The sequence below is a fragment of the Pseudoxanthomonas winnipegensis genome (assembly GCF_004283755.1).
Classification (GTDB): Bacteria; Pseudomonadota; Gammaproteobacteria; order Xanthomonadales; family Xanthomonadaceae; genus Pseudoxanthomonas_A; species Pseudoxanthomonas_A winnipegensis.
Genome location: NZ_SHMH01000002.1, coordinates 190,499 through 215,446 on the forward strand (window position 1 = coordinate 190,499; position 24,948 = coordinate 215,446).

Sequence of the window (24,948 nt, forward strand, 5' to 3'; positions counted from 1 at the left end):
CGGCTTCATCGGGGTGCCTGCGCGCTCCGGCTGGCCCGGCGGTCGGCGTCGATCTGCAGGGCGGCGATGACCTTGGCCAGCTGGTCCGGCGAGCACCACTCCAGGCGCACCACGCCCTTGCACAAGCGCCGGGCCAGGGCGTGGGCGTACTCCCACTCGCGCCCCGCATCGGCGAGCAGGGCCTCGATCTTGCCCAGCTGCGGGTTGAGGTCGCCCCTGGGCTTGCCCACGCGCTGGCGGGCCGCCTGGGCCGCCCTGGCGGGCTTGCCGGTCTGCTTGCGCAGCTCGTTGGCGATGGCGTTGAGCTGGCGCTGGTCGCACTTGCCGGCGCTGCGCTGCTCCAGGCCGTGCTCGCGGCTCACACGGGCCACCAGGTCGCGGTACACGTCCTCATCCAGGCCCAAGGCCTTCGCCTGGGCATGGATGGCCGCCAGCGTGCGCCTGCGCAGCTTCGCCGGGTCCTCGGTACGGCGGGTCAGCCTGGCCATTACCAGCTCCCGCCGCGCGGCGCGGAGCCCATCGGATTGCGGACATGGGGCCTGTTGCGGCGGCCCTCGTGGTCCTGGGGCGCAGGCAGCGCCGGGTTGTCGCCAGCACCTTCCTGGCCATCCAGGGCGTCGCCCTCGTGGCTCAGGGCCACGAAGCCGGTGGGCTTCATCCGGCCGCGGCCGACGGTGCGGAGCATGTCCACCTCGACCTTGGCGCTGTTGATCATGGTCTGCGCCAGATCGCCGATGGCCTTGGCCTTCGCTACGTCCATCTTCGGATCGCCCTCTCGCAGGGCCTTGATGGTCGCGGCCAGGTCGCCGCGCAAATCGTTGATCGTGTAGTCAGTCATGGGGGCTGTCCTCGCGGTTACGGCGGTTGATGACACGGCTCAGCACGCTGCGCAGGTGTACGGCGTGCGCCACCTCTTTGGGGTAGTTGTGGAAGCTGTTACGGAGCATGTTCTCGCGCAGGCTCACCAGCTCCAGGCGGTCGAGCGTGATTTCGGCCGACACGAGCGTCTTCATGCCCTCGCGGAAGCGGACGACATGCCCCTCGGGCACCGGGCCGTGTGTGGCTTCCCACACGATCTTCGCGACGGGCTGCCAGCGGTTCGCCGGGAAGATCGACGGGTCGTCGGTGACCTTGCGGACCAGCGCGTTGCGCTTGGGATCGATCTTCTCGGTCCCGATCGGCACGTAGTTGCGGGACTCGCACGCCGGGCGTCCCTTCCGGAACTGTGTCTCCGCCATGCGTCCGGGCGCGAATCCAGGCCGGCGCACGCCCTTGTTTGCCGGAACCCGGCCGGGCTTGAACCGCGCGGCGATCGTCGCCGGGTTGTTGACGCTGTTCCACAGGTGCGCCATCGGATTGCGCCAGTGGTCCGGATGCTTCTCGACGCCCAACCGTGCGGCTCTCTGGTAGACCGAAGTGACGCTGTGCCCCACCAGGTACGCGATCAGGAACGCCGGCCACATCGGGAAATTGATGCGCACGGTCTCGTCCTCATCGGCGCTCCAGCGCCTGCGTGTCCTCGTTGAGATCAGGTCGCGGCTCATCGGATCACCGCCAGCGTGTGGATGGTGAAGTCGCTTCCGTAGTAGGCCCACTCACGACCCGCAGGATGGCGGCTCATCCAGGCCTCGTTGAGCTCCCACCAGCTCTCGGCGACCGCGGTATCCCCGGTGTCAGTGGGGCATTCTGGCCTGCGTGCGACGTGCCGTCGCACGCGCTCCATGAAAGCCTCAGCGCGATCGCGCGACGCGTATGCCCTGATCGGCGTGTTGCACTCGTGGTCCGCGTCTGCGGTGATCACGTAAATCTTCATACGGCCTCCGAGAGCTTGAACGCCTGCTCCAGCACCGCGAACAGCCTGGCCAGCTCGCCGGCCATCAGCGCGAAGCGGGCGTGCAGCTCGGCCAGCGCGTTTTCCGCATCGGCGCTCTCCAACGACTCCAGGGCGCCATCAAGAAACCGCAGCTTGCGCACCACCATCGTCTCGTCGAGGTCGAACGAAACGTGGTCGTCCAGCACCAGGGCCAGGCGCGTGCATTGGCGCCCTGCCTCCAGGTGCTCGGCGACCTCCTCTCCACGCAGTTCGAGGCGGTAGCACTTCACGGTGCCGCCGCCCTCAATGGGATCTTCGAGCGTGCAGTCTTCACCCAAGGCCAAGCCTGCGGGCATCTGGTCGCCGGCGAGCCAGCCGGTCAGCACGGAGCGCGGTGAGATTTCGCAGTTCAGCGGCAGCGCGGGTAAGCTGCCCAGCGCGTTGCGGATCTCGCTCACCATGCCCTCCGCCGCGCGGCGGCTGGTGGTGTCCACCGCGATGTAGGCCTGGCGCCGGTCCAGCAGCGCATCAAGGCGAGAAGGCTTCACGAACGCGCCGGGCAACAGCTCGGCGACGACGTCATCGCGCAGGCGCTTGCGTGCTCGGCCCCCAGGACGTCGCCCCTCGCGGCGATAGATCGCTTCCAGGCGCTCGTTGAGCACCTTGTCGATCACCGCCGGTGGCAGCAGCTTGTCCTCGCCGGACAGGGTCAGCCAGATCGCATCGCCGCACTGATGCGTCGGCGCCTCCTGGTCGCGGCCGAGGGGCGACGTAAACCCGCGCGAGCTGAACTCCAACGCACCCACCGGCTTGAGCCAGTTGGCGCGCACGCCGTCGTCCAGCTGGTCAAGCACCAGGCTGTGCGGATAACGATAGAAGGTCAGGGCGCGGAAGAACATGGTCAGGGGCTCCCGGGCGACTTCTTCTTGGCGGGCTGCACCAAGGGGATGCGCAGGACCCGTTCAATGGCGTCCCAGGACAACCCGAGCAGGCGCAGCACATGCAGGAACGCAAGCCACGTGTTGACGACCGGCACCAGCGGGGCGATCAGCAGCAGCTGCACGGCTCGGCCTAGCGTGGCCGTCGGGAGGTAGAACGTACCCTCGCGCGCGCGCCTGTCGGCCTGGATCAACCCGTGCAGCACACAGGCGCCGCGCCCCAGCGCCAGCGCCGCGCTGACGACGTAGATGATCAGGAGGATGTCACGCATGTCCGCTCTCCAGTTTCTTCTGGCCCTCGCTCAGGCCTTGGTTGAGCTCGGCCCGCTTGCCGGCCCAGTAGCCAGCTGACTTATCACCCGGGTCACGCTGGCCTGACTTGGCGAGCTTGCGTCCCTCCGCGGCTTCCACCGGACCGAGGCGCGTGCTGATAGCCGCATCGAGCGCTTTCGCGCGACCCTCTGGCAGCGCATCAGCCGGGAACAACCGTGCCACCGCATGCACCCACCCCTGCGCAAATTCTTCGCCGCGGACTTGGCGGTTCGCCGCCTTACGTACGCGTGCGATGTGCCTGCGGCGGTCGGTGTCCAACTGGCGCCGCAGCACGGTGAATGCGTAGACCGCAATCTGCGCGTCGGCGCCGGCGCCGAAGAACCGCAGTGCGGTCTTGCCGCCCTGCCAGTGCCGCTCCCGCACCACGACAACACTGCAGCGGTAGCCGGAAGCCACCATATTGGCCAGCCATAGCAGTGACTTCGGGAGATCGCCGCCACGGAAACCCGTCTTCGCATCCAGGTCGTGGATCTCGGCCGCCAGCGCGTCGTCCTCCGTCAGCCCGTACTTGTCCATCAGCGCCCGCGCTTGCCGCAACGCCGTCGCCGCCTCAGTGGGGTTGCTACTGCTGGCCAGCCGCAGACAGGCCAGCACCTTGCGGATCGCCTGCTCACGCGTCATGGCGCACCTCCGGGTCCACGATCTTCCAGCGACTACGGCCGCCGCCCAGATCCTCCAGCCGTACTACGTCAGCGCTGGGCCCATAGCCCAGCTGCGTGGCGAGGCGGCGAACGGCTTCGGCGGCTGACCACGCGCAACTGGCAACGCGGCCAGCCGCTCGGGCTATGTGTTCGGCGCCGGTGGAGCGCACGCGCACTTCGCGCTCGCTCAGGGTTGACGGGATCGGCGCACGCTTTGCGGCCATGTCACACCCCCGCCACGTCGAGGCTGATCGGCTGGTACTGGCCGCGCTCGTCGCGCTCGTAGAAGCGCACGTAGGTCTTGCTGCCGACCACGGTCACCGCATCGCTGATCGCCGCCATCGCCTGCTGCCAGCGCGTGTCCTCGAACTGCAGGCGGCGTAGCGACAGCACCTCGCCGGTCTTGATGTTGCCGTCCTGATCGACCCGGAACGCGTTGTTCACCAGGGTCCGCAGCTCGGCGCGCGCGCCCTCGGTCCAGTCGTTGAGGCACTCGTCGATCAGCGCCTTGGCCGCCTGCAGGCGCTCGTCGAAGGTGATGCTGTCCTGGATCGCGCGCACCACCTTGTACCGCCCGTCGAAGGACAGCAGGGTCACGTTCCCCTTGTCGCCGCCGATGCGTGCGCCGTACTGCTCGGCCGACAGCTGGACGAAAGCGGCGATGTCGTCGAACACGCCGCGCTTGAACGCGCGCAGCTGATCGCGCAGCGCGAGGGCGAGCTGGATCTTCTCCTGCACCAGGGTGTCGCGCGCCAGGTCGATCGCTTTGATCTGCGACTCGGGCACCATGTGGCCGGCGCGGTTCTCGCGGTAGCCGTCGGGGATGGGGTGAGCGTTCATCGGACTGTTCCTTGGTTGACGCCTGGCCGGTTGCCGCCGGTGTTGGCAGGAGGGAGCTCTCGCGGTTCGGGCTTGATGCGCGGATCGGGCGTGATGAAGCTCGGCACGCCGTCGATCTCCACCGGGCTCAGCGCCTGCAGCAGATCGCGGCGCCACTTCGCGGCGGCCGACTTGTTGAGATCCAGCAGGCCGCCGATCTGCTTGACGGTCAGCAGCTGCACGGGCACGTGCTGGGCCCACAGCGCGAAGCGCATCGCCCGGATGCGGTCATGCTTGGGGCGGCCCCGCGGCCGGGGGTTGCGCTGTGCGGAGGTACGGTGGACGCCCATCGCGCTACTCCACGCCGAAAATGTCGTAGAACCGGCGGTGGAGCGAGTCCACGATGCGACCACCCACGCAGGGCGGGAGTTCATCATCGGGTGATTCGCTGCGCTCGCTGCAGACCACGCCCACTGAGGGAGCCAGCGGGCCGAATGTGAAGGCCGGCCCGCGATATGCCAGAGGCTCGCCGGCAGGGGCTGACACGCGGGCCCGTGGGCTGGGGGAGGCAGATGCAGGCTCCGCTGGCCGCTTGGCGAACACGGAGGCGTCGAGATCGCCCTCCCAGCTGGCGGACAGCCGGTAGGTGTAGGGCTTCTCTGCGCTGACGCGCTCGATCATCCCGCTGAGGTGGGCCTTGGCGACGATGCCCGCGACGTACGGCCGGTAGCGGTATCCCAGCGCCATCACACGCTCGATCAGCTCGAATGCGGTGAGGACGGTGCCACCGGCCAGGACCTGCGCGATGGAAGCCTGCGCGCTGCGGTTGAGCTGGGCGACGCTGATGGTCTTGGCGGTGTCAGCCACGGAGCACCCCCGTCGATTTGAACCGATCGGTGGCGATGCTGACCGTTCCAACAACGCCGTCGAGTTTCTGCGAGTCCGCCATCGGCGCCCCGCCCTCGTGTTCGCTCCACTCCAGCTGCAGGCCCTGGTACTCGGCTGCGAGCACGCGCTCGATGCCTCCACGGCCGTTGGGCTGACGGCGGCGCACGTGGCCCCGCATCAGCGGTGGCGGCCGGTCGATGATCAGCACGAGGCGCCGGCCGTTGCTGTAGTGGGCCAGCACCTGGATGCCGCCGTTCTCCAGCTCGCGCGCGGTGTTCGCTGCGGAGAACAGGACGTCTGACTTGCGATCGTTACTCATGGGAATCCTCGTTGTCGTTGGGCTGTGGCAGCCCGAGTTGTCCGTACAGGTCCGGCAGCGCCACGCGCTTCATCGCGCTGATCTGCTGCAGGGAGGTCATGGCGCGGCCGAGCAGGAAGCTGCAGGCCCGATCCAGCTCGGTGGCGTCGGCCGCGAAGTGGTAGCCGAGCGCGGGGTGGGCGCAGATCGGATGCCCATCGCGGCGCAGCTTCTCGATGATCTGGCGCAGGCGGCGCTCGTCGGCGGCGCTGACGCGCTGGCTGATCAGGTAGACCAGGTCGCGCGCCGTGATGCCGTTGACGGCGCCGCGCCGACCCTGCAGCTGCGTGAGCACCGCCTCTGGCGTGAGCTCCTGCGGCAGCAGGGTCAGCTGCATCAGTGCCGGGCCTCCGAGCCGGTGTGGCGATCGAGGTGATCGGCGGCATCTCGCAGTAGCAATGCGACTTGCCCGCGGACGTGGGATGGGACGTTGCAGCTCACCGCGATGATGACGAGCCCACGCATGCAGCCGCTCAGAACGGCCAGCTGCGCGCTCAGGTCTAGACCTAGGTGCATGGTCAATGCCTTACTGATGGCGACCGTTGCGCGATCCGCTGGGGTAAGAGAGTCGTCCATGTCAGCCCTCCTCCTGCTCGTCATCGCGCAGCTGGTCGATGAGCCGGCTCATGCCGGCGCCCGTGAGCGAGCCGAGCAGTTCGCCCATGTGCTGGCCGTCCTTCCACGGGATGCCGGCGCGCTGGAAGATCAGGCGGTGCATGACGGTCACTTCGCGGGTCGGCAGCTCGGCCTCGCGCAGCAGACGCAGCGCATAGGAGATCTGCACGGCAGTGGCGCCGGTCTGCGGTGCGGTTTGGGCGCGCATGTCAGCCCCCCCTCACGACGTCGGCGGTGACCAGCGGCACGCCCAGGTCCGCCGCGCGATTCATTGCCGAGGCCAGGGCGTTGTGCAGCGCCAGCGGGTACAGCAGCGAGCCCTCGCTGCGCGTGGGCGTCAGCTTCTCTCTCAAGGCCGGGATGGCGTCGCGTTCGAGCACCTTGTCCAGCGTCAGCCCGACACGCTTGAAGCGGTGGGTCAGGTACTCATCCAGGTGCGGGCCCAGCGGCGCGAGCGTGACGATCTCGATGCGCTGTACGACCTCGCGCACTTCGGGGTTGTGCTCGGACAGCTTCACCGACAGCTCGGGCTGGCCGATCAGGATCACAGACAGCAGCGGCCGCAGGCCGTCCTTGAGCTCGCGGAACCGCTTGAGGTGCTTGAGCGTGGCCAGCGGCAGGCTGTGCGCCTCCTCGATGATCAGCACGTGGCTGTGGCCGGCGCGCGAGCTGTCGCGCAGCGCCTCATGCAGCTGGCGGAAGCGCGCCTCCGGGCTTGACTTGGTCTTGGCCAGCGGCGCGACCGAGGCCATGATCGACTCGGAAATGTGCTGGCTACGCAGCGTCTTGCCGACCGCGTCGGTGCCTTCCATCGCCAGCACGTAGGGCTCCACCACGACCACCGCCTGTTCCTCGCGGCGGATGCGGTCGATCAGCTCTTCGCGCAGCGTGCTCTTGCCGGCGCCGCTTTCGCCGATCACGGCGATGAAGCCACCGTGGCGCGCCACCTGGTACATGGTCTCGCGCACATAGCGCGTGTCCGGAGAGAGGAACACGTCCTCGGAGCTCGCCGGATCGGCGAACGGGTCGGCCGTCAGGCCGAAGTGGCGCCGCGCCTGCGGCGTCAGGGATTGCTTGCGGAGTAGCATGTTCGGGTACCTGCTCGACGGCGCGCACGAGCCCTTTGGCAACAACTCGGCCTCGCACGTCCGCTTCGACGTCGATGCCGCGAGCGATCGCTGGATGCCGATCTGCCGGACGTGGGACGGCACGCGCGCGACGGGGTCGATGCGCGGAGGGTTGAATCTGCCGCTCGGCCGCATCGGCTACCAGCGCTACAACAAGCTGGTGCCGCTGTTCCCGCTGTACGTCTTCGGTGACCGGCCCAGCAACATGCGTAGTCCGATCGGTTACGCCCCGCACCTGCGCCAGGTCGACCTACGGCTCAACGCGCCTAAGGAGATCATCTCGATCGGCGGCGAAGACTGGCAGGTGTTCCCGGCCATCCAGCGCACCGACACGCACGACGTCTACGGCAGCGTGGTGCCCAGCTCGGGCTACTACGGCTACGCGATTCGGAAGATCGCTTGATGATCGCGCCTGGGCCCATCGCCGCTGTCGGCACCTACATCAATCCCGCGCTCGGCCAGCGCCGGCCGCTGTGGCCGGCGCCGGTCGGCGAGGATCTGAGCGTAGGCGTCGCCGGCATGCGTGGCGCGCGGCCGGCGCTCGAGGAGCCCGACCTGACAGCCACGGGCGCCTATGGCGACAACTTCAGCATGTTGAGCTGGTACCAGCGCGTCCACCTGTCGATCACCACGCTCGCGCTCGGCAACCTGGTCAGCAGCCAGCTTGTGCAGGTGCGCGTCTGGAATGGCTACCTGGATCGCAGCGTCGTCGTCACTGCCGTGGACGTCGCCGCCGGCGAGGGCATGACGCTGAGCGCGCCGGCGCCGCTGCCGCTGACGCTGGCCACGCTTGAGGCGCAGGCGTGGTCGCTCGCGGTGTCGGTCGACGGCCCGCCCGTCATCGATGCCACCCTGACGTGGACCGTCACCGGCGAACCTGCGCTCAAGCTGCACGTGACAGGCAGCCGCGTGACCGCCTGGGGCTGGACGCCGGACTGGGCGGACGGCATCAAGGAGCGCCTGTCCTGGCTCACGGACGTGCTGGCTAGCCCCTCGGGCGCCGAGCAGCGCCGGAAGCTGCGGCATTGGCCCGTGCGCACCTGGTCGGCCACCGTGCTGGTCGACGGCGATGACCGCGTCAGCATGGACCTGGCGCTCTACGGCTGGGGCGCACGCACGTGGGCGCTGCCGATCTGGACCGACGTGACGTGGCTTGCCGGCGGAGTCGAGGCCGGCGCCCAGGCGATCGCCCTGGACACCACCCACCTGGATTACCGCGCCGGCGGCCTGGTCATGATCCGCGGCGAGACCGCCCAGGATCTCGAAGTCGCGGAGATCCAGGCCGTGCGCGCTGGCGGCCTGGATCTGGTCCGGCCGGTCCAGCTCGACTGGGACCCGGGCTGCCGCGTGTATCCGGTCCGCCTGGCCATGCTCACCGAGCAGCCGCAGCTCACGCGCAAGACCGATGACCTGGTCAGCGCGGACGTCAATTTCCGCTCGATGGAGCCGTGCGACTGGCCCGCCGCGCCGCCGCCGGCGACGTACCGCGGTGCGCCCGTCCTCGAGGAGCGTCCGGAATGGTCCGAGGACCTGTCGGCGCAGTACGAACGCCTGCTCTCGACCCTGGACAACGGCATCAACAACCCGGTCAACACCGACCTGGTGGGAACGGGCATCGCCCTGCAGCAGCACACCTGGTTCCTCGCGGGGCGCGCCGAGCGCGGCAGCTGGCGCGGCCTGGCCTACTACCTCGCCGGCCAGCAGAAGACGCTCTGGCTGCCCACGTTCGCCGATGACTTGCGCATCGTGGCCACCACGGCGGCCACTTCCTCTGCGCTGGACGTGGCCACGGTGGGCTATAGCCGCTTCGGTGTCGGCGGCAAGACCGGCCGGCGGCACATCCGCATCGAGCTGCGCGACGGCACGCGGATTTATCGCCGCATCCTGGGCGCGACGGGAATCGATCGCGCGACCGAGCGCCTGTCCCTCGACAGCGCGGTTGGCGTCGAGCTGACCACGGCCAACGTGCTCCGGATCAGCTGGCTGCAGCTGGTGCGCAGTGCCACCGACGACATCGAGGTCGACCACACCACGGACGTGGATGGTGTCGCCCGCGCCAGCCTGATGCTGCGGGCGGTGCGCGACGATCTGGAGCTGCCGGCATGAGCTTCGACGAGCGCGAGCGCAGCGTCGCCAGCGGCGAGCCAGTGCTGCTGCTGGAGTTCTCGCGGGGGCCGATGGTCTGGCGTTACACCGATGCCGGCCGCGATTACGACCTGGGCGGCATCGTCTACACGGACGTGCCCGGCATGGAGGCTGACTCGATCAACCAGACCGGCGAAGCCCAGCGGGATATCTACAAAGTCACCGTCCCGAAGGGACTGGCGATCGTCCAGAACTACGTGGGCAACAAGCCATCGACCCGCACGCGCGCGGTGGTTCGCACGTGTCACTTCGGCGAGACGGAAGCTCCAGTGCAGTGGATCGGCTACGTTCTCGGCATGCGCCGCAGCAAGGTAGGCGTGCGCGAGATCGCGTGCCAGTCCCTGCAAGCGACCTTCGACAATCCCGGTCTGCGCCTATGCTGGTCGCGCGGCTGCCCCTACGTCGTGTACGACGACCAGTGCGGCGTCAATCCCGACAACTTCAAGGTTGCGGGTCCGCTGACCGTGCTGGATGGCCAGCGCATCACGTCTGCGGCGCTCGCCGGCGCGCCCAGAGCCGACTACTACGTGGGCGGAATGGTCCGCTGGATGAGTGCGGATGGCATCCAAGAGAGCCGCGGCCTCGACGCGTTCGACGCCGCGACCGGGATTGTCTCGGTCTACGGCGGCACGCTGGGCATGGCCACTGGCCAGGCCGCGACCTTCCACCCCGGCTGCCGCTACACCGTGGACGGCTGTGACGAGGACTTCGACAACCTGGTCAACTGCGGCGCGCACCGCGGCATGCCGGGCAAATCCCCCTTCGACGGCACGGACGCGTTCTGACTATGGGCTACGTTGAGATCGCTCTCATCATCATCGCGGTCCTGTACGCGGCCTATGCCGCCCGCCAGATCCGCGCCAAACGCCTGGCGTTCGAGGACTCGGACTTCCCGACGTTCGAGGAGGGCACGCCGCAGTACGTGGTTTTCGGCGACTGCTGGTCCGCGGACTGGTGCGTGATCGCATGGGGCAACACCCGGGCCAAGAAGGTCTACAAGGGTGGCTGGCTCAACAAACATGAGGCGGGCTACCGCTACTACGCGACGATCCAGATGGGCCTGGGACGCGGACCGGTCAATGCGATCACCGTGACGACCGTGGGCGACAAGCTCCTGTGGTGTGGCGCGCAGCTCACGCAGATCAACGTCGGTGCATTCAACCTTTTCGGAGGGGATGAGGGACAAGGCGGCATTGTCGGCACCCTGGAGCACTTCGACGGCAACGCATCCCAGGTCGCGCCACCGCCCCTGGTGAAGCTGCTGGGCAGCAAAGCGACGGGCTGCAGGGGCGTGTCGACCGTCATGTTCGACGGGATGCTGTGCGCGATGAGCAAGTCGCCGCAGCCGTGGAAGTTCCGCCATTGGCGCAACACGGCGGGCTGGCATCGCGATACGCCCTGGTACCCGGCCAAGGCCGAGATCCTGCTGCGCAATGAGCTGGCGGACCTGTCCGACTATCCGGCAGGGCAACGCGATGCCCTGCGCAACATTCACGCGATGAATGGCGCGCACATGCTCTTCGAGATTGCTACGAACGGCGCCTGGGGCCGGCGCATGGACATGAGCGAGCTGGACCTGGCCAGCTTCACCGCGCTGGCTGATCTGCTCTACAACGAGCAGCACGGCATCTGTCTCCGCTACACGCGCGAGAGCAACTTGTCCGAGTTCGTCCAGACGGTGCTCGACCACATTTCGGCGGCGCAGTTCATCTCGCGGCAGACCGGGCTGCTCACGGTCCGCGCGATCCGCGGCGACTACAACGTCGATGACCTGCCGGTCTTCACTTACGACTCCGGCCTGCTGTCGATCGAGGAGCTGGATGGCAGCACCGACGACGCGGTCAACGTGGTCGTGGTGAACTACAAGGACCCGGTGCTCAACGAGTCGCGGCAGGTGCGCGCACGCAACGTCGGCGCTGTGCAGGCGACCGGCGCGATGGTATCGACGACGCGCGACTACCAGGGTATCCCGGTTTGGCCCTTGGCCCAGCGCCTGGCCGAGCGCGATCTGCGCGTGCTGACGGGCGGCACGCGGAACTTCAAAGTGACGCTCGATCGACGTGGGTATGCGATCGAGCCAGCGGGCGTGTTCGTGGTGCGCGCGCCCGAGGATGACCTGCCTCAGCTCGTGCTCCGCGCCGCGAAGCTGGAGATCGGCAGCATCAAGGACGGCAAGATCACGATCACGTGCGCGATCGACGTGTTCGGTCTGAGCGCAACCCGACTGACCACCGAACCGGACAGCGCGTACACCCGCCCCGACAACAGCGCGGTGCCGGCGACCGCGCAGGCGGCTTGGGAGCTGTCCCGGCGTGATCTGGCGATGGCGATGTCAGCGGCAGACCTGGCCTCGCTGCCGGCCGAGGCTGGCCTGGTCGGCGCGGTGGGCAAGCGGCCCTCCGTGGCCACCACGGACTTCGCGCTGGCCACGCGCGTCGGCACAGCTGACTTCGCCTCGGTCGCAGATGCCGAATGCGCGCCCCACGGCCGCCTGAGCGCCGCTGTGGGCCTGAGTGACACCGCTGTGGTGCTGACTGGCGCCACGGACCTGGAGGACGTGCTCGTGGGCTCTGCGGCGCTGCTGGGCGACGAGCTGGTGCGGATCGATAGCATCGACGCGACCACCGGCGCGGTGACGCTCGGCCGTGGCTGCGTGGACACGGCCCCGGTCGCGCATGCCGCGGATACTCCGGTCTGGCTGTACGAGCGGCAGATCGGCATCGACCCGGTGTTCCGGTCAGCCGGGCAAACGGTGAACGCGAAGCTGCTCACGCGCACCAGCGGCGCGCAGCTCGACCTGGCCGATGCGCCGACCAGCAGCGTCACGCTGGCCAGCCGCGCCGCCCGGCCCTACCTGCCTGGCCGTGTGCGCGTCGCCGGCGTCGCCGCGCCTTCGGTCGTCAGCGGTGAGATCGGCATCGTCTGGGCCCATCGCAATGCGCTCACGCAGACCGGTGAGCTGGTCGACCACGAAGCCGCATCGATCGCCGCGCCGGCTGACGTGCGCTACGCCCTGCGCTTCCTCGATGCCAGCGGCTCGCTGCTGGTCGAGAAGCTCGACATCGCCGGCGAGAGCGCCAGCGCGGTGTTGGCCGTCGCAGACAACAGCACGGTGACGATGCAGCTCTACGCGATCAACCCCGCCGGGGAGAGCTGGCAGCGGCACGTGCGCCAGTTCGTGTACACCCCGCCGGCCGGCACCACCGCCAGCGCCATCACGGCCGGCAGCTGGACGCCGGTGGTGACCGTCATCGATGGAGGTCTGGTCAAGCCATGAGCCTTGTCGAGCTGCCCTATCGATTCCGCGTGCGCGGCGGCACCGCGGCAGACCTGGTCACCGTCAACGAGATCCCGCTCGAGCGCGAGCTGGTGGTCGAGGTCGACACGGGCAAGATGAAGCTGGGCGATGGCGTCACCGCGTGGATCGACCTGGACTACATCAGCAGCGGCGGTGCTGACGGATTGGAGATGCGCGTTAACGCCGGCTACGTCCAGTACACGACCGACGGCACGCTGTGGCACGACCTGATCGCCACCGCCGACCTTGCCGGCCCTCCGGGTGACCCCGGTGCCCCTGGCGACGACGGCGCGCCAGGCGCACCAGGTGAGCCTGGTGAGCCAGGCGCTGACGGGCGCGAGATCGAGCTGCAGCGCAGCGGCTCGTACATCCAGTGGCGCTACGTGGGCGCGCCGACCTGGGCCAACCTGGTACCGCTGTCCGACATCACGGGTCCGCCGGGCGCCGATGCTGTGGGCGCGGCTTCCCGCACGACCGTGACGATCAACAGCGGCTCGGGATCGGTCACGCTGAGCAAGTTGGCGCTGCTGCTGCGGCTTGTCACGTCCGCCGAGGCGCGATGCCGGTTCTACTGCAGCGCGGCGGCACGCGACGCCGATGCCTCGCGCGCAGCGACCGTTGCCGCGGCCCAGGGCGCCGGCTTGCTGCTGGAGTTCATCAGCACCTCGACGTTCCTTGGGGCACCCCTGACGCCAGGCGTGATTGCATACAACCTCGATTCCCCGGTGACCGGGAGCATCTACTACAACATCCAGCCGGTCGGCGGCGCGATGACTGTTGACCTTACCTACCTGGCGCTGGAGCACTGACATGGCATGGACCAAGATCTCGTCGACCGATAGCGGCGCGCCTCAGGCTCTGTCCGTCAATGGCTCGCTCAACAGCATCCTCCGGTACGCCCTCAACATCCTTGGCTGGGCCACGGAGTACGGCACCACCGGCAATGCTTCAGTCTTCCGCGCCGCGGCCGGCAACAGGCTTCGGCTGCACGTGCGGCACGACTCTTCCGTGTCCGGCGACCCGGCATTGGCCTACGTTCGAGGCGCGCACACGGCAACAAGCGCCACAGCAATCGGCTCCCCGTTCCCGACCGCCACGCAGGTGCCCAATGCCAACTCTAATTGGCGGTGCGGCGTGCCCGGGGACGCTACGACCGCCGTGCCGTGGGTAATCTACGGCAACGACAGGTTCTTCTACTTGATGATGTGGGACCCGAACTACAAGTGGGACATTTTCTACTTCGGAGATCTGCCTAGCGATTACGCCACTGGCTACGAGACGGTGGTTTGCGTTCGAAATAGCAATTCCCCTTACGGATCTCCATCAATGGGGGCTTCGGGTTATGCCTACCCTGCATATGACTATTGCAACTACTGGGCGCGAGGGATCAACGCAACCTCCATCTCGATGATGGGCTCTCGGCAGTTCAGTTCTGCGGGCTCGGCTATGGGACGAATCCCCAGCACCCCCGTGATGCGCGGCGGCTATCAGAACAGGCTCATGCGGGAAAAGGTTGCCATGAGCGACTTTGGCAGCGGCACTACGACATACGGGGTGCTAAGTATCAATCGGCGAGGCTGGTTGCCCAACCTGTGGAACCCGATCCACAACGATATCGGAGGCAGTGTCGTGGACCAGGACACTTTTACGGACACGGTCTATAACGCTTCGGCGATTTTCAGAATCTACGATTCGAGCGTCGGCTTGCTGATCATGGAAGAGACCGATACCTGGGTGAAGCCGTAATGGCTGCGCGCGGTGACATCTCACGAGCAGAGGTGATGGTTAAAACCCTCTACTCTTCGACGGTGCCCGGTGCTCTGGGCATGGGCAACACCGACTTCGGCCGAGAAGCGCCACCTAAGAGCGGCACCGGTGGAGGTGGCACGGGTCCGACGCTGCCGACTTACGGGCAGATCTTCCCGACCGGACGCTAACAAGACAGGGCGACGGGGCGATGCCGGCAAGCATCGACCCGCCGCCGCAACACACGCGATCAGCCGCGTGGCATTGGCCGAGGACCCTGCGCTCCCGCGAGAGCCAGATCAGTCTGCCGGCCGCCATTCCCACAGGCTGAGACCCTTGAAAACGCAGACCCTGATTCCCTGGCCCGGCGGAAAGAGCCGCCTGGCTGCCCAGCTCCTCCCGCTCTTTGACAGCACGCACAAGACCTACTGCGAGCCCTTCGCCGGCGCGGCCGCCATGCTTTTCCTACGCCCTGAGCCAGCGAAGGCCGAGGTGCTCAACGACATCAACGGCGACCTGGTCAACCTGTACCGCGTGGTGAAGCATCACCTCGACGAGCTGGTGCGCCAGTTCCGCTGGCAGCTCACAGCCCGCGAGGAGTTCCAGCGGCTGCTGGCCACGCCGGCGGAGACCCTCACGGACGTACAGCGCGCTGCGAGGTTCCTCTACTTGCAGAAGCTGGCCTTCGGTGGCCGCGTGGCCGGCCAGACCTTCGGCGTCGATCGCCAGGGGCCGGCGAGAATCAACCTACTGCGGCTGGAGGAGGATTTGAGCGCGGCGCATCTGCGGTTGGCCAGGGTCACGATCGAGCGTCTGCCTTGGCGCGATTGCATGGCACGCTACGACGGGCCCGAGGCCTTCTTCTTCGCAGATCCGCCGTATTGGCAGACCGCCGGCTATGGCGTCGAGTTCGGCCTCGAGCAGTACGCCGCCCTGGCCGACACGATGCGCGGAATGCGGGGACGGTGCCTACTGACCGTCAACGATCATCCCGACATGCGCCAGGCGTTCGCCGGCTTCAGGATCAAGCGGCTGGCCACCCGCTACAGCATCGGCCGCTCCGCAGCCTCCAAGGCCCAGCAGCGCGGCGAGATCGCGGTTCTGAACTGGTAGGCGGGCGGGCCGTCACGGGCCGTGAGACCAGGCCGGGGCAGGCTGGGCAGCCCTCGGCACCGGAACCCGGCGTGGCACTCCCCCGGCTCGATGAACGCTTCTACTGGACCGGGTCGCTGCGGTGCGCGGTGCTGACTTGGGACGGGCTGCCCTGCGGCTGGGTCGACCGGGAGGGCAACTGGCGCGCGGACTGGCGCGGCCATCGCCACGCCGGCTGGCTGCCAAGCCACCGGCTGGCCAGGCGGATGATGGAGCGGTGGTTCGCTGCTCGACAGTACAAGCCGCCGCGGGACAAGCGCTCGCGGCGGACATCGATGGAGCATCTGTGGTGGCCGGTCCAGGACTTCCTTGCCGGCGAGAGGGCAGGCTTTCCCGGCGTGGCGGCGGCCGATGACGAGCTGCTTTTCTGAACGAACCGGGCTGCCTCTTCCCCGCCTGCTAGGCTTGCATCCTCGGCAATTTCGTTACGCCTGGTGCAATTCCCTGTCGCGGCCATTTATCTCACCCCAGGCGCCGATTTATCGCGCGCCGCTACATGCTTCTGTGGCTTGCCCGGTAAAGCCCCAACCCCTCCCCCTCAGTCGCTAGCCGCGACTTCGAGCTCCTCTGCGCTGCGCGCAAGGGAGGAGGCCGCAAGTCGACGACTTCCCGCTCCTGGCCCTGATCTGCCCCCTCCCTTTCGCCGCGGGCGAAGGGGAAGGACCCTCGCCTGGAGTCGCCATGGCGCGTCTGCCCCGACACACCTATGCTTCGACGCAATCCCCGCGAGACGCCCCCGATCGTCTCTCCCAAAGAACGCGATTGGCACGACATGACAGGCGCTGACGACGCGCAGGACCACGCGGAGATCGATGCGCTGATCGCCGCCTTCTATGGCGCGTTCGACAATCGCGGCGGACGGGCGATTCCGGTCGAGGCGCTGCGTGACATGTTCGTGCCCGAGGCCATCGTCACGCGGGCAGCAGGAAGCGGAACGGACACGATGACGGTCGACAGCTTCATCGCGCCCCGGGCGCGGATGCTGTCCGACGGCACGCTCACCGACTTCCACGAATGGGAGACGCACGCGCGGACACAGGTGCTGCGCGACATCGCCTGCCGCCATTCGACCTACGAGAAACGCGGCCTCTACCAGGGCGCGCCCTACGACGGCGGGGGCGCCAAACTGTTCCAACTCGTGCGAACGCTCCGCGGCTGGCGGATCGCTTCCATCGCCTGGGAAGACGACCCATGAGCTGCCGGCCGGGCTCAGGACCGACTTGAGGCAACCGATGCGCGCGATCTCCGCCTGGATCCAGCGCTGAAACGCACATGTCGCTCCTCTTGCGACGGCGACGTTCGCCGATCAGCTCGCTCAGCCTTTGAGGGCCAAGGTTCCTGCAGGCATCCAGACACGTTCCGAGCCACCTCAAGCGAGGAAGCATCTTGGAAGAACCGCTGCTGCCAGCAGTTGCAGCCCCTGACCCGATCTCAACCCCGGCGACCTGTCTGCGGCACAATCCCGCACGATGCCCGCGCCGCCGCCCGCCGACTTCCGGCTCTATCCCTCCAATGCCCTGGACCTGCTGGCGCAGCTGCTGGCGGCCGAGCTGCGCACGCCCGTGCCCGGCCAGTCGATCCTCACGCCCGAGGTGATCCTGATCCCGCAGGTGGCGATGCGGCGCTGGCTGCAGGCCACGCTGGCGGCCGAACACGGCGTGGCGGCCAACCTGGAGTTCCTCACCCCGGGCGAATTCGTCGCCCGCGCGCTGGCGGCCAATCCCGCGCCCGGCCAGGCAGCGGACGCGGCCCGCGATGAACTCGACGCGGCCACGCTGCACTGGCGCCTGTATGCGGCGCTGACCGACCAGGCGCTGCTGGCCAACCCGGCGCTGGCGCAGCCGGCCGGCTATCTGCGCGGCGACGACGCGCTCAAGCCGTGGGCGCTGGCCGGCGAACTGGCCGGCGTGTTCGAGAAGTACCAGGCCTGGCGTCGCGACTGGCTGCTGCGCTGGGAAGCCGGCGCCGATCCGCGCGATCCGCAGGCCCTGCTGTGGCGCCATGTCGCCGCCGGCACCACGCACCGTGCGCGGCGCATCCAGGACTACCTGGACCGGTTCGAAACCGGGGCGCTGCCGCAGGGCCTGCCGCGGCGCGTGTTCGCCTTCGCCACGCTCAATGTCTCGCCCGACGTGCTGCGCGTGCTGGCCACGCAGGCGCGCGTGGGCACGCTGCACTTCTACCTGCCCACGCCCGCGCAGGGCTACTGGGGCGATCTGCAGGCGCTGGGTCCGCGCGCGCGCGCGGCGGCTTCGGCCGATGCGGACCTGTTCGAGGGCACCGCCGGCGACAACCGCCTGCTGCAGGCCTGGGGCGCGGCCGGGCGCGACTTCATGGCGATGCTGGGCAGCTACGAAGTGGTGCACCCGAGCGCGGAGATCGAGGTCTATGCCGACCCGCTCGACACCGGCCAGCGCACGCTGGCCGAGGGCGGCCTGGGCGATACCTTGCTGCGCCGGCTGCAGCACGACCTGCTGCGCCGCGCCGCGCCGTCCGAGCCCGCACCGCTCACCAAGCTGGACCCGACCGACCCCAGCCTGCAGGTGCACGCCTGCCATACCCGCCTGCGCGAGCTGCAGGTGCTGCACGACCAGCTGCGTGGCCTGCTGGAAGATCCGCGCTTCGATCCGCCGCTGCAGCCGCGCCAGATCGCGGTGCTGGCGCCGGACATCGATCCCTACCTGCCGTATCTGGAAGCCGTGTTCGGCGGCGACACGGCCGGCGCGCGCATTCCCTATGCGCTGGCCGACACCAGCCCGCTGGCCGGCGAGCCGCTGGCCGAGGTGTTCGTGCGCCTGCTGGACCTGCCGGTCTCGCGCTTCGGCCTGCACGAGATCCTGGACCTGCTCGCCAGCCCGCCGCTGGCGGACGCGGCCGGGCTGGACGCGGCCGCCTTCGAACGCCTGTACGGCTGGCTGGCCGCCGCCGGCGCGCGCTGGGGCGTGGACGCGGCCCACCGCGTGCGCCACGGCGCGCCGTCAGACGACGCCTACACCTGGGCCTTCGCGCTGGACCGGCTGCTGCTGGGCCACGCCAGCGGCAGCAGCGACGAGATCGCCGGCGTCGCGCCCTATCCGGCGCTGGAGGGCAGCGCGCTGGATGCGCTCGACGCGCTGCTGCGCCTGCTGCGGGTGCTGGCCCGCACCCAGCGCAGCCTGGACGAGGCGCTCTCGCCCACCCAGTGGCGCGAGCGCCTGCTGGCCCTGCTCGACGCCCTGCTGCCGCAGCCACCGGCGGCGGCGAACACCCAGCGCGCGCTGGACCGTCTGCGCACGCTGATCGATGCCTTCGCCCAGGACGCGGCGCGCGCCGGCTTCGCCGCCGCCGTGCCGGCCGAGGTGGTGCGCGCGCACTTCGCCGCGGTGCTGGGCCAGGCCGACACGCGCGCGCCGCTGCTGACCGGCGGCGTCAGCATCGGGCGCATGGTGCCGATGCGGCTGTTGCCGTTCCGCGTGATCTGCCTGCTGGGCATGAACGATGGCGAGTTCCCGCGCCGCGACCCGGCCGCCGGCCTCAACCGCCTCACCGCCGAACTGGGCAGCGAGCGGCGCCGCCACGGCGATCGCTCCACGCGCGAGGACGATCGCTTCCTGTTCCTGCAGCTGTTCGCCGCCGCGCAGGACGTGTTCTACGTCAGCTACCTGGGCGCCGATGCGCGCGATGGCAGCGTGCGCGAGCCCTCGGCGCTGGTCAGCGAGCTGATCGCCGAGGCCGCGCGCTACCACGCCGATCCGGTCGCGGCGGCCAAGGGGCTGACGGTGCGCCACGCGCTGCAGCCGTTCGCGCCAGCCGCGTTCGGCGCGAACGGCGATCCGCGCCGCTTCAGCTATCGCACCCAGTGGCAGCCGGCCTCGGCCCGCATCGGCGGCGCACGCACCGCGCTGGCGCCGTGGTACCAGGCGGGGCTGCCCGCGTCGGGCGGCGAGCCGGACAGCGTGCTGCCGCTCGAAGCGCTGCGCCGCTTCCTCACCGCGCCGGCCGAGCAGTTCCTGCGCCAGCGCCTGGGCCTGCGCCTGGCCGAGGACCACGACGTCGGCCAGGACGTCGAGCCGCTGCTCGCGCCCGCCGCCGGGCTGGAGAAGGCGCTGTTGCAGCAGCAGGTGTTCGACGCGCTGCTCGAAGGCAAGGACGAGGGGCTGTACGAGACGCTGCGCGCGCGCGCGCTGCTGCCGTCCGGGCCGCTGGGGCGCCAGCAGCTGACGGCACTGGTCGCGCGGCTGCAGCCGTATGCCGAGGCCTTCATCGCCTGGCGCGGCGCCGCGCCGCGCGGCAGCGTGCGGGTGGAGGTCGAGCTCGATGCGCTGCGCCTGCAGGGCCGCCTCGAGGGCGTCTACGAGCACGGCCTGGCCCATGTGCGCCTGGGCGCGATGAACGGCCCGGCCGCGATCCGCCAGGGACTGGACTGGCTGCTCGCCAGTGCGGCCGGGCTGGCGCTGCCGCTGGTGCGCTTCTTCGATCCGGGCAATCGCGACCTGCCTGGCGTCGGGCCGTTCGTGCGGGCGCCGCTGGCCCCGGACCAGGCCCGCGCCGCCCTGCAGCGCCTGCTCGAGGTGCGCGCCCGCGGCCTGCAGGCGCCGCTGCCCTTCGGCCCCTACAGCGGCTGGGAATACTTCAACGCCGAGGACCCCGACAAGGCGCTGAAGGCGGCCGCTGCCCGCTGGCGCGGCAGCGAGCGCTCCTGGGGCGAAGGCAACGGCGAGGCCTACCAGCTCGCCCTGCGCGGCCGCGACCCCTTCACCGACTCGGCCCTGCTGCGCGACTTCGCGCAGACCAGCTTCGACATCTTCGGCGCGGTCGAACACGGCACCCTGCACGCCGGCTTCGACGACGCGCACGCCTTTGTCGCCGAAGCCGAAAGCGAGGGAGAACCATGACCGGGCAAGGCGGCTCACGCGGGCACTGCACGCAAGGTGCGCACGTCGGACACCGCGAACATGGCGCGCCCGGCGGACGCGCCCGGCGGCCCTTCGGTGTGTTCGCGAGCGGCTCAACGACACAGCCGTCCTCCAGTCGCGATGCACGCGAACCTCGCCCCAAACCTAAATTCCGTCATTCCCGCGAAAGCGGGAACCCATGGACGTCCGGCCCGTCCACGCAAACGCGCGGCACATCACCGCAGCCGCTCCCCGCCCCATGCGCCCGCCGCACAGCGCAGCACGCCCGCGCATGACCCCGCCCACCGACCCCTTCCTCCACCTGCCCCTGACCGGCACGCGCCTGATCGAGGCCAGCGCCGGCACCGGCAAGACCTTCACCCTGGCCACGCTGGTCACGCGGCTGGTGGTGGAGCGACGCCTGCGCATCGGCCAGATCCTGGCGGTGACCTTCACCGACGCGGCCACGCAGGAACTGCGCAAGCGCATCCGCGAACGCCTGGCCCTGGCCGCCTCCCTGGTCCCCGACCCGGTGGGAGCTGCCATGGCAGCGAGTGGACCCACCGACCAAACCGCCGAGTCCTCCGATTTCCAACAAGGGCAGGGCGGCGCAGACGCAGTAACCGGGGAAAGCCCCTCGCCGCCATGGCGGCTCCCACCGGGGCAACAGGACCCAGCACAGGACGCAGCCGAAGCGCCCGACATCGCCCTCAGCCGCGCCATCATCGCCGCGCACCTGCAGACCGGCGACGAGACGCCCGCGCAGCTGCGCTGCCGCCTGCGCCAGGCCGCCGACGAGATCGACCTGGCCGCCATCTTCACCATCCACGGCTTCTGCGCGCGCGTGCTGCGCGAGCATGCGCTGGAAAGCGACCAGACCTTCGCCGCGCCCGACCTGCTGGCCAACGACCGCGCGCTGCGCGACGAGCTGGCCGCCGACCTGTGGCGCACCACCGCCGCCGACGCGACGCAGGCGCCGCTGCTGATGACGCTGTGGCCCGCCGGCCCCGAGGCCCTGGCGCGCGACCTGGACGCCTTGATCCGCCAGCCCGTACTGCTGCCGCCGCTGCCCGCGCAGGCCGACGACCCCGAGCGCAGCGCGGCCGAACTGTACCGCGCCTCGCAGGCGCTGGCCGACGCCTTCGCCACGCATGGCGATGCCTTGCGCGCCGCGCTGCTGGAGGCGGTCGAAGCCAAGATCCTCAACGGCCAGAGCTACAAGGCCGCCTGGATCCACGAACTCTGGGACGACCTGGCCCAGCGCTGCGCGCGCGGCGACTGGGCCATCCCGCCGCACCCCAAGCTGGCGATGCTGGCGCCCGAGGCGCTGGAGACCAGGACGAACAAGGGCAAGGCCGCATCCACGCCGACCTCGCCGCTGTGCGCGCTGATCCCGCCGTACCTGGCCGCGCTCGCCGAGCTCACCGACGCACAGGAACGCGCCAGCGTGCGCCTGCTCCACGCCCTGCGCGACACCGCCCGCACGCGCCTGGCCCAGCGCAAGCGCCAGCTGCGCGTGCAGACCTACGACGACCTGATCGACGGCGTGGCCGGCGCATTGGCTGGGCCGCACGGCGCCGCGCTCGCCCAGCGCCTGCGCGCGCAGTACGCGGTGGCGCTGGTGGACGAATTCCAGGACACCGACGCGCGCCAGTGGGCGATCTTCGACACGGTGTTCGGCGAAGGCGCGGGCGAGGGCGCGGACGGCCGCTTCCTCGCCCTGATCGGCGACCCCAAGCAGGCCATCTACGGCTTCCGCGGCGGCGATGTGCAGACCTATCTGCGCGCCGCGGCCACCGCGCAGGCCGCGCCGCCGCTGGCGCGCAACTTCCGCTCGCGCCCGGCCGTGCTGCGCGCCATCCAGGCGCTGTACGCACAGGCCGGCGCGCAGGCCTTCCTCGACGAGAACATCGCCTTCCACCCGGTGCTGCCCGGCACCCAGCGCCGCGATGCCGACTACCGGCGCGCCGGGCGCGACGCGCCCGCACTGACGCTGTGGCAAGCCCCGCCGCCGCCCAGCGACGAGGCCGGCAAGCAGAAGCCCTACAGCGCGCAACGCTCGCGCGAGCTGGCCACCCAGGCCTGCGTGGCGGCCATCCACGCGGTGCTGAGCGAGGCCCGCGCCGGCAGCGCCACGCTCAACGGCGCGCCCGTGCAGCCCGGCGACATCGCCGTGCTGGTGCGCACGCACCGCGAGGCCACGCGCATCCAGCAGGCGCTGGCCGCGGTGGGCATCCCGGCGGTGGCGGCGGGCAAGCAGAGCCTGTTCGCCACACCTGAAGCACGCGACCTGCTGACCCTGTTGCTGGCGCTGCTGCACACCGCCGACGACGGCCGCCTGCGCGCGGCGCTGGCCACCGTGCTGCTGGGCGTGGACGCGGCCGGCATCGCCGCGCTGGAAGAGGACGGTGCCGCGCTCGGCGTATGGCAGCAGCGCGCCGTGGCCTGGCGCGAGCGCTGGCAGCGCGGCGGCCCGCTGGCCCTGGTCTCGGACCTGTGCGCCGACAACGCCGAACGCCTGCTCGGCCTGTTCGATGGCGAACGCCGCCTCACCAACTACCTGCAGCTGGGCGAACTGCTGCAGCAGGCCGATGCGCGCGCGCTGGGCCTGGCCGGGCTGGTGGACTGGCTGGGCCAGCGCATCGCCCAGGCCGACCCGGACGACGAGACCCAGCTGCTGCGGCTGGAATCGGACGCGCGCCGCGTGCAGATCGTCACCCTGCACAAGTCCAAGGGCCTGGAGTACCCGCTGGTGTTCCTGCCCTTCGCCGGCATCGGCGGCAAGCCGCCCGACCCGGGCCGCGCCTGCGTGGTGGCGGGCGAAGACGGCATGCGCGCGCTGCACTGGAGACTGCAGGTCGAGACCTCCGGCTGGGGCACCGCCAGGCAGCGCTGGATCGACGCCCAGCGCGCCGAGGACGCGCGCCTGCTCTATGTCGGCCTGACCCGCGCCGAGCACGCGCTGTGGATCGCCACCGGCGCCTTCTACGAGCACCGCAGGACCCCGCTGTGGCCGATGCTCTACGGTCTGCCCGAGCTTGCCGACATCGTCCGCGACGACGCCCAGCCCGCCGCGCTGTCGTGGCTGCCGCCGCCGCATGCCGGCGACACGCCGCCCGCACGCCAGGCCACGCGCCACCTGGCGCCGGACTGGTGGGTCTACAGCTTCACCCAGCTGGCCAACGCCGAGGGCGGCAGCGTCGACACCTCCACGCGCGCCACGGTGGCCACCGCCGGCGGCCGCGACGAACCCGAGGCCGACCCCGCGCCGGACGCGACCCAGCCGGCCGAGGCCTTCGACGCGCGCTTCTCCGGCAACCGTTTCGGCGTGGTGCTGCACGCGGCGCTGGAGGAGGCCGACTTCGGCGCCTGGCGCGACTGGCAGGCCGGCGACCCCGCGCCGGCCGACGAGCGCAGCACGATCGAGACCGCGCTCAAGGCCGGCGGCTATCCGCTCGACGCCCTCGACGACGGCGTGGCCGCGCTGACCGAACTGATCGGCCAGACGCTGACCGTCGCCCTGCCCGAAGGCCTGCGCCTGTGCGAACTGCCGCCCGAGGCGCGCCGCGCCGAGATCGAATTCCAGTTCGCCCTGCAGCCCACCCAGGTGGACGCGCTGCTGCAGCTGCTGCACGCCCATGGCGTGATCCGCGAGCGCCACGGCTTCGGCCTGCGCCGCGTGCTGGAAGGCCTGATGACCGGCCTGATCGATCTCACCTACACCCATGACGGGCGCTGGTACGTGCTGGACTACAAGTCCAACCGCCTGCCCCAGTACGACGCCGCGGCCATGGCTCAGGCGATGGCGCACAGCGAGTACGACCTGCAGGCGCTGATCTACACCCTGGCCCTGCACCGCTGGCTGCGCTTCCGCCTGGGCGCGGCCTACGACTACGCCCTCGACTTCGGCGGCCTGCGCTACCTGTTCTGCCGCGGCCTGGACGCCACCCGCGCCGACTCCCCTGGCGTGCATGCCCAACGCTTCGCGCCGGAACTGATTCACGCGCTGGACGCCCTGTTCGCCGGCAACGTCGCCGAGGCCGCAGCATGAGCGCTCACTCGCACGCTTCGGTTCACCCTCACGCGCACCTTACTGCTCCCTCTCCCCCGCTCGCGGGGGAGAGGGCTGGGGTGAGGGGGCGCCTCCGAAGTCACAAACAAAACGCGCGCAGCACCCAACCCGAAGAAGCAACGCTGCCGC

At 69.8% G+C, this 24,948-nt stretch carries 26 protein-coding genes; 11 read left to right on the top strand and 15 right to left on the bottom strand.

The window, feature by feature from the left end:
* Positions 1-5 precede the first annotated feature (5 nt).
* From EAT51_RS04230 to EAT51_RS04300, 15 genes are all read right to left on the bottom strand, one after another.
* Positions 6-488: a phage protein GemA/Gp16 family protein gene (locus EAT51_RS04230; protein ID WP_130561335.1), complete on the bottom strand. Its 483-nt coding sequence runs from the start codon at positions 486-488 to the stop codon at positions 6-8.
* A complete protein-coding gene (locus EAT51_RS20385; RefSeq protein WP_205965158.1) occupies positions 488-838 on the bottom strand; it encodes a hypothetical protein in 351 nt (116 codons plus the stop codon). Before EAT51_RS20385 ends, EAT51_RS04230 begins: the two co-directional genes overlap by 1 nt.
* The gene (locus EAT51_RS04240) at positions 831-1,544 is read right to left on the bottom strand and encodes an HNH endonuclease family protein (RefSeq protein WP_130561336.1); all 714 of its coding nucleotides are present in this window, start codon (positions 1,542-1,544) and stop codon (positions 831-833) included. The genes EAT51_RS20385 and EAT51_RS04240 overlap by 8 nt, the downstream gene beginning before the upstream one ends.
* Positions 1,541-1,813, bottom strand: a complete 273-nt coding sequence (locus EAT51_RS04245) for a hypothetical protein (RefSeq protein ID WP_130561337.1) — start codon at positions 1,811-1,813, stop codon at positions 1,541-1,543. Before EAT51_RS04245 ends, EAT51_RS04240 begins: the two co-directional genes overlap by 4 nt.
* Positions 1,810-2,712 carry a recombination-associated protein RdgC gene (locus EAT51_RS04250; protein WP_130561338.1) on the bottom strand — a complete coding sequence of 301 codons (903 nt, stop codon included), beginning with the start codon at positions 2,710-2,712 and terminating at the stop codon, positions 1,810-1,812. Before EAT51_RS04250 ends, EAT51_RS04245 begins: the two co-directional genes overlap by 4 nt.
* Positions 2,713-2,714: 2 nt before the next feature.
* Positions 2,715-3,023, bottom strand: a complete 309-nt coding sequence (locus EAT51_RS04255; protein ID WP_130561339.1) for a hypothetical protein — start codon at positions 3,021-3,023, stop codon at positions 2,715-2,717.
* Positions 3,016-3,705: a DUF2786 domain-containing protein gene (locus tag EAT51_RS04260; protein ID WP_130561340.1), complete on the bottom strand. Its 690-nt coding sequence runs from the start codon at positions 3,703-3,705 to the stop codon at positions 3,016-3,018. The genes EAT51_RS04255 and EAT51_RS04260 overlap by 8 nt, the downstream gene beginning before the upstream one ends.
* A 245-nt stretch (positions 3,706-3,950) precedes the next feature.
* The gene (locus EAT51_RS04265; RefSeq protein WP_130561341.1) at positions 3,951-4,565 is read right to left on the bottom strand and encodes a DUF3164 family protein; all 615 of its coding nucleotides are present in this window, start codon (positions 4,563-4,565) and stop codon (positions 3,951-3,953) included.
* A complete protein-coding gene (locus EAT51_RS04270) occupies positions 4,562-4,786 on the bottom strand; it encodes a hypothetical protein (protein ID WP_130561342.1) in 225 nt (74 codons plus the stop codon). Before EAT51_RS04270 ends, EAT51_RS04265 begins: the two co-directional genes overlap by 4 nt.
* 112 nt (positions 4,787-4,898) lie before the next feature.
* Positions 4,899-5,411 carry a hypothetical protein gene (locus EAT51_RS04275; protein ID WP_130561343.1) on the bottom strand — a complete coding sequence of 171 codons (513 nt, stop codon included), beginning with the start codon at positions 5,409-5,411 and terminating at the stop codon, positions 4,899-4,901.
* A complete protein-coding gene (locus EAT51_RS04280; protein ID WP_130561344.1) occupies positions 5,404-5,751 on the bottom strand; it encodes a hypothetical protein in 348 nt (115 codons plus the stop codon). Before EAT51_RS04280 ends, EAT51_RS04275 begins: the two co-directional genes overlap by 8 nt.
* Positions 5,744-6,127 carry a hypothetical protein gene (locus EAT51_RS04285; protein WP_130561345.1) on the bottom strand — a complete coding sequence of 128 codons (384 nt, stop codon included), beginning with the start codon at positions 6,125-6,127 and terminating at the stop codon, positions 5,744-5,746. Before EAT51_RS04285 ends, EAT51_RS04280 begins: the two co-directional genes overlap by 8 nt.
* The gene (locus tag EAT51_RS04290) at positions 6,127-6,366 is read right to left on the bottom strand and encodes a hypothetical protein (protein WP_130561346.1); all 240 of its coding nucleotides are present in this window, start codon (positions 6,364-6,366) and stop codon (positions 6,127-6,129) included. The genes EAT51_RS04285 and EAT51_RS04290 overlap by 1 nt, the downstream gene beginning before the upstream one ends.
* 1 nt (position 6,367) lies before the next feature.
* Entirely contained in the window at positions 6,368-6,613 is a 246-nt protein-coding gene (locus EAT51_RS04295; protein WP_130561347.1) for a hypothetical protein, read from the bottom strand.
* Position 6,614: 1 nt separating this feature from the next.
* Positions 6,615-7,493, bottom strand: coding sequence for an ExeA family protein (locus EAT51_RS04300; RefSeq protein ID WP_228257810.1), 879 nt, complete (start codon positions 7,491-7,493; stop codon positions 6,615-6,617).
* Here EAT51_RS04300 and EAT51_RS04305 point away from each other — a divergent pair.
* From EAT51_RS04305 to EAT51_RS04355, 11 genes are all read left to right on the top strand, one after another.
* Positions 7,492-7,935: a hypothetical protein gene (locus EAT51_RS04305; protein ID WP_130561348.1), complete on the top strand. Its 444-nt coding sequence runs from the start codon at positions 7,492-7,494 to the stop codon at positions 7,933-7,935. The two genes, EAT51_RS04300 and EAT51_RS04305, sit on opposite strands and share 2 nt — an antisense overlap.
* Positions 7,935-9,638 carry a hypothetical protein gene (locus EAT51_RS04310; protein WP_130561349.1) on the top strand — a complete coding sequence of 568 codons (1,704 nt, stop codon included), beginning with the start codon at positions 7,935-7,937 and terminating at the stop codon, positions 9,636-9,638. The genes EAT51_RS04305 and EAT51_RS04310 overlap by 1 nt, the downstream gene beginning before the upstream one ends.
* Positions 9,635-10,462 (top strand): phage BR0599 family protein, encoded by an 828-nt coding sequence (locus tag EAT51_RS04315; RefSeq protein WP_130561350.1) that lies wholly within the window; start codon positions 9,635-9,637, stop codon positions 10,460-10,462. Before EAT51_RS04310 ends, EAT51_RS04315 begins: the two co-directional genes overlap by 4 nt.
* A gap of 2 nt (positions 10,463-10,464) precedes the next feature.
* Entirely contained in the window at positions 10,465-12,954 is a 2,490-nt protein-coding gene (locus EAT51_RS04320) for a hypothetical protein (RefSeq protein ID WP_130561351.1), read from the top strand.
* Positions 12,951-13,784 (top strand): hyaluronate lyase N-terminal domain-containing protein, encoded by an 834-nt coding sequence (locus EAT51_RS20390; RefSeq protein WP_130561352.1) that lies wholly within the window; start codon positions 12,951-12,953, stop codon positions 13,782-13,784. The genes EAT51_RS04320 and EAT51_RS20390 overlap by 4 nt, the downstream gene beginning before the upstream one ends.
* 1 nt (position 13,785) lies before the next feature.
* Positions 13,786-14,721 carry a hypothetical protein gene (locus tag EAT51_RS04330; RefSeq protein WP_130561353.1) on the top strand — a complete coding sequence of 312 codons (936 nt, stop codon included), beginning with the start codon at positions 13,786-13,788 and terminating at the stop codon, positions 14,719-14,721.
* 336 nt (positions 14,722-15,057) lie between these two features.
* A complete protein-coding gene (locus EAT51_RS04335; RefSeq protein WP_130561354.1) occupies positions 15,058-15,834 on the top strand; it encodes a DNA adenine methylase in 777 nt (258 codons plus the stop codon).
* Positions 15,835-15,905: 71 nt separating this feature from the next.
* Positions 15,906-16,244, top strand: a complete 339-nt coding sequence (locus EAT51_RS04340) for a hypothetical protein (protein WP_130561355.1) — start codon at positions 15,906-15,908, stop codon at positions 16,242-16,244.
* A gap of 401 nt (positions 16,245-16,645) precedes the next feature.
* Positions 16,646-17,068, top strand: a complete 423-nt coding sequence (locus tag EAT51_RS04345; protein ID WP_130520618.1) for a DUF4440 domain-containing protein — start codon at positions 16,646-16,648, stop codon at positions 17,066-17,068.
* A gap of 274 nt (positions 17,069-17,342) precedes the next feature.
* Positions 17,343-20,747, top strand: coding sequence for an exodeoxyribonuclease V subunit gamma (gene recC / locus EAT51_RS04350; protein WP_130520541.1), 3,405 nt, complete (start codon positions 17,343-17,345; stop codon positions 20,745-20,747).
* A gap of 292 nt (positions 20,748-21,039) precedes the next feature.
* Positions 21,040-24,798 (top strand): UvrD-helicase domain-containing protein, encoded by a 3,759-nt coding sequence (locus EAT51_RS04355; RefSeq protein WP_130520543.1) that lies wholly within the window; start codon positions 21,040-21,042, stop codon positions 24,796-24,798.
* Positions 24,799-24,948 lie beyond the last annotated feature (150 nt).

Bases quoted from the DNA above. Each gene is read 5' to 3' on its own strand.
- EAT51_RS20385 (WP_205965158.1), bottom strand. From the start codon at position 838: ATGACTGACTACACGATCAACGATTTGCGCGGCGACCTGGCCGCGACC.
- EAT51_RS04305 (WP_130561348.1), top strand. From the start codon at position 7,492: ATGTTCGGGTACCTGCTCGACGGCGCGCACGAGCCCTTTGGCAACAAC.
- EAT51_RS04310 (WP_130561349.1), top strand. From the start codon at position 7,935: ATGATCGCGCCTGGGCCCATCGCCGCTGTCGGCACCTACATCAATCCC.
- EAT51_RS04260 (WP_130561340.1), bottom strand. From the start codon at position 3,705: ATGACGCGTGAGCAGGCGATCCGCAAGGTGCTGGCCTGTCTGCGGCTG.
- EAT51_RS04330 (WP_130561353.1), top strand. From the start codon at position 13,786: ATGGCATGGACCAAGATCTCGTCGACCGATAGCGGCGCGCCTCAGGCT.
- EAT51_RS04245 (WP_130561337.1), bottom strand. From the start codon at position 1,813: ATGAAGATTTACGTGATCACCGCAGACGCGGACCACGAGTGCAACACG.
- EAT51_RS04315 (WP_130561350.1), top strand. From the start codon at position 9,635: ATGAGCTTCGACGAGCGCGAGCGCAGCGTCGCCAGCGGCGAGCCAGTG.
- recC (WP_130520541.1), top strand. From the start codon at position 17,343: ATGCCCGCGCCGCCGCCCGCCGACTTCCGGCTCTATCCCTCCAATGCC.
- EAT51_RS04230 (WP_130561335.1), bottom strand. From the start codon at position 488: ATGGCCAGGCTGACCCGCCGTACCGAGGACCCGGCGAAGCTGCGCAGG.
- EAT51_RS04355 (WP_130520543.1), top strand. From the start codon at position 21,040: ATGACCCCGCCCACCGACCCCTTCCTCCACCTGCCCCTGACCGGCACG.
- EAT51_RS04300 (WP_228257810.1), bottom strand. From the start codon at position 7,493: ATGCTACTCCGCAAGCAATCCCTGACGCCGCAGGCGCGGCGCCACTTC.
- EAT51_RS04295 (WP_130561347.1), bottom strand. From the start codon at position 6,613: ATGCGCGCCCAAACCGCACCGCAGACCGGCGCCACTGCCGTGCAGATC.
- EAT51_RS04280 (WP_130561344.1), bottom strand. From the start codon at position 5,751: ATGAGTAACGATCGCAAGTCAGACGTCCTGTTCTCCGCAGCGAACACC.
- EAT51_RS04290 (WP_130561346.1), bottom strand. From the start codon at position 6,366: ATGGACGACTCTCTTACCCCAGCGGATCGCGCAACGGTCGCCATCAGT.
- EAT51_RS04320 (WP_130561351.1), top strand. From the start codon at position 10,465: ATGGGCTACGTTGAGATCGCTCTCATCATCATCGCGGTCCTGTACGCG.
- EAT51_RS04250 (WP_130561338.1), bottom strand. From the start codon at position 2,712: ATGTTCTTCCGCGCCCTGACCTTCTATCGTTATCCGCACAGCCTGGTG.
- EAT51_RS04345 (WP_130520618.1), top strand. From the start codon at position 16,646: ATGACAGGCGCTGACGACGCGCAGGACCACGCGGAGATCGATGCGCTG.
- EAT51_RS04240 (WP_130561336.1), bottom strand. From the start codon at position 1,544: ATGAGCCGCGACCTGATCTCAACGAGGACACGCAGGCGCTGGAGCGCC.
- EAT51_RS20390 (WP_130561352.1), top strand. From the start codon at position 12,951: ATGAGCCTTGTCGAGCTGCCCTATCGATTCCGCGTGCGCGGCGGCACC.
- EAT51_RS04255 (WP_130561339.1), bottom strand. From the start codon at position 3,023: ATGCGTGACATCCTCCTGATCATCTACGTCGTCAGCGCGGCGCTGGCG.
- EAT51_RS04265 (WP_130561341.1), bottom strand. From the start codon at position 4,565: ATGAACGCTCACCCCATCCCCGACGGCTACCGCGAGAACCGCGCCGGC.
- EAT51_RS04285 (WP_130561345.1), bottom strand. From the start codon at position 6,127: ATGCAGCTGACCCTGCTGCCGCAGGAGCTCACGCCAGAGGCGGTGCTC.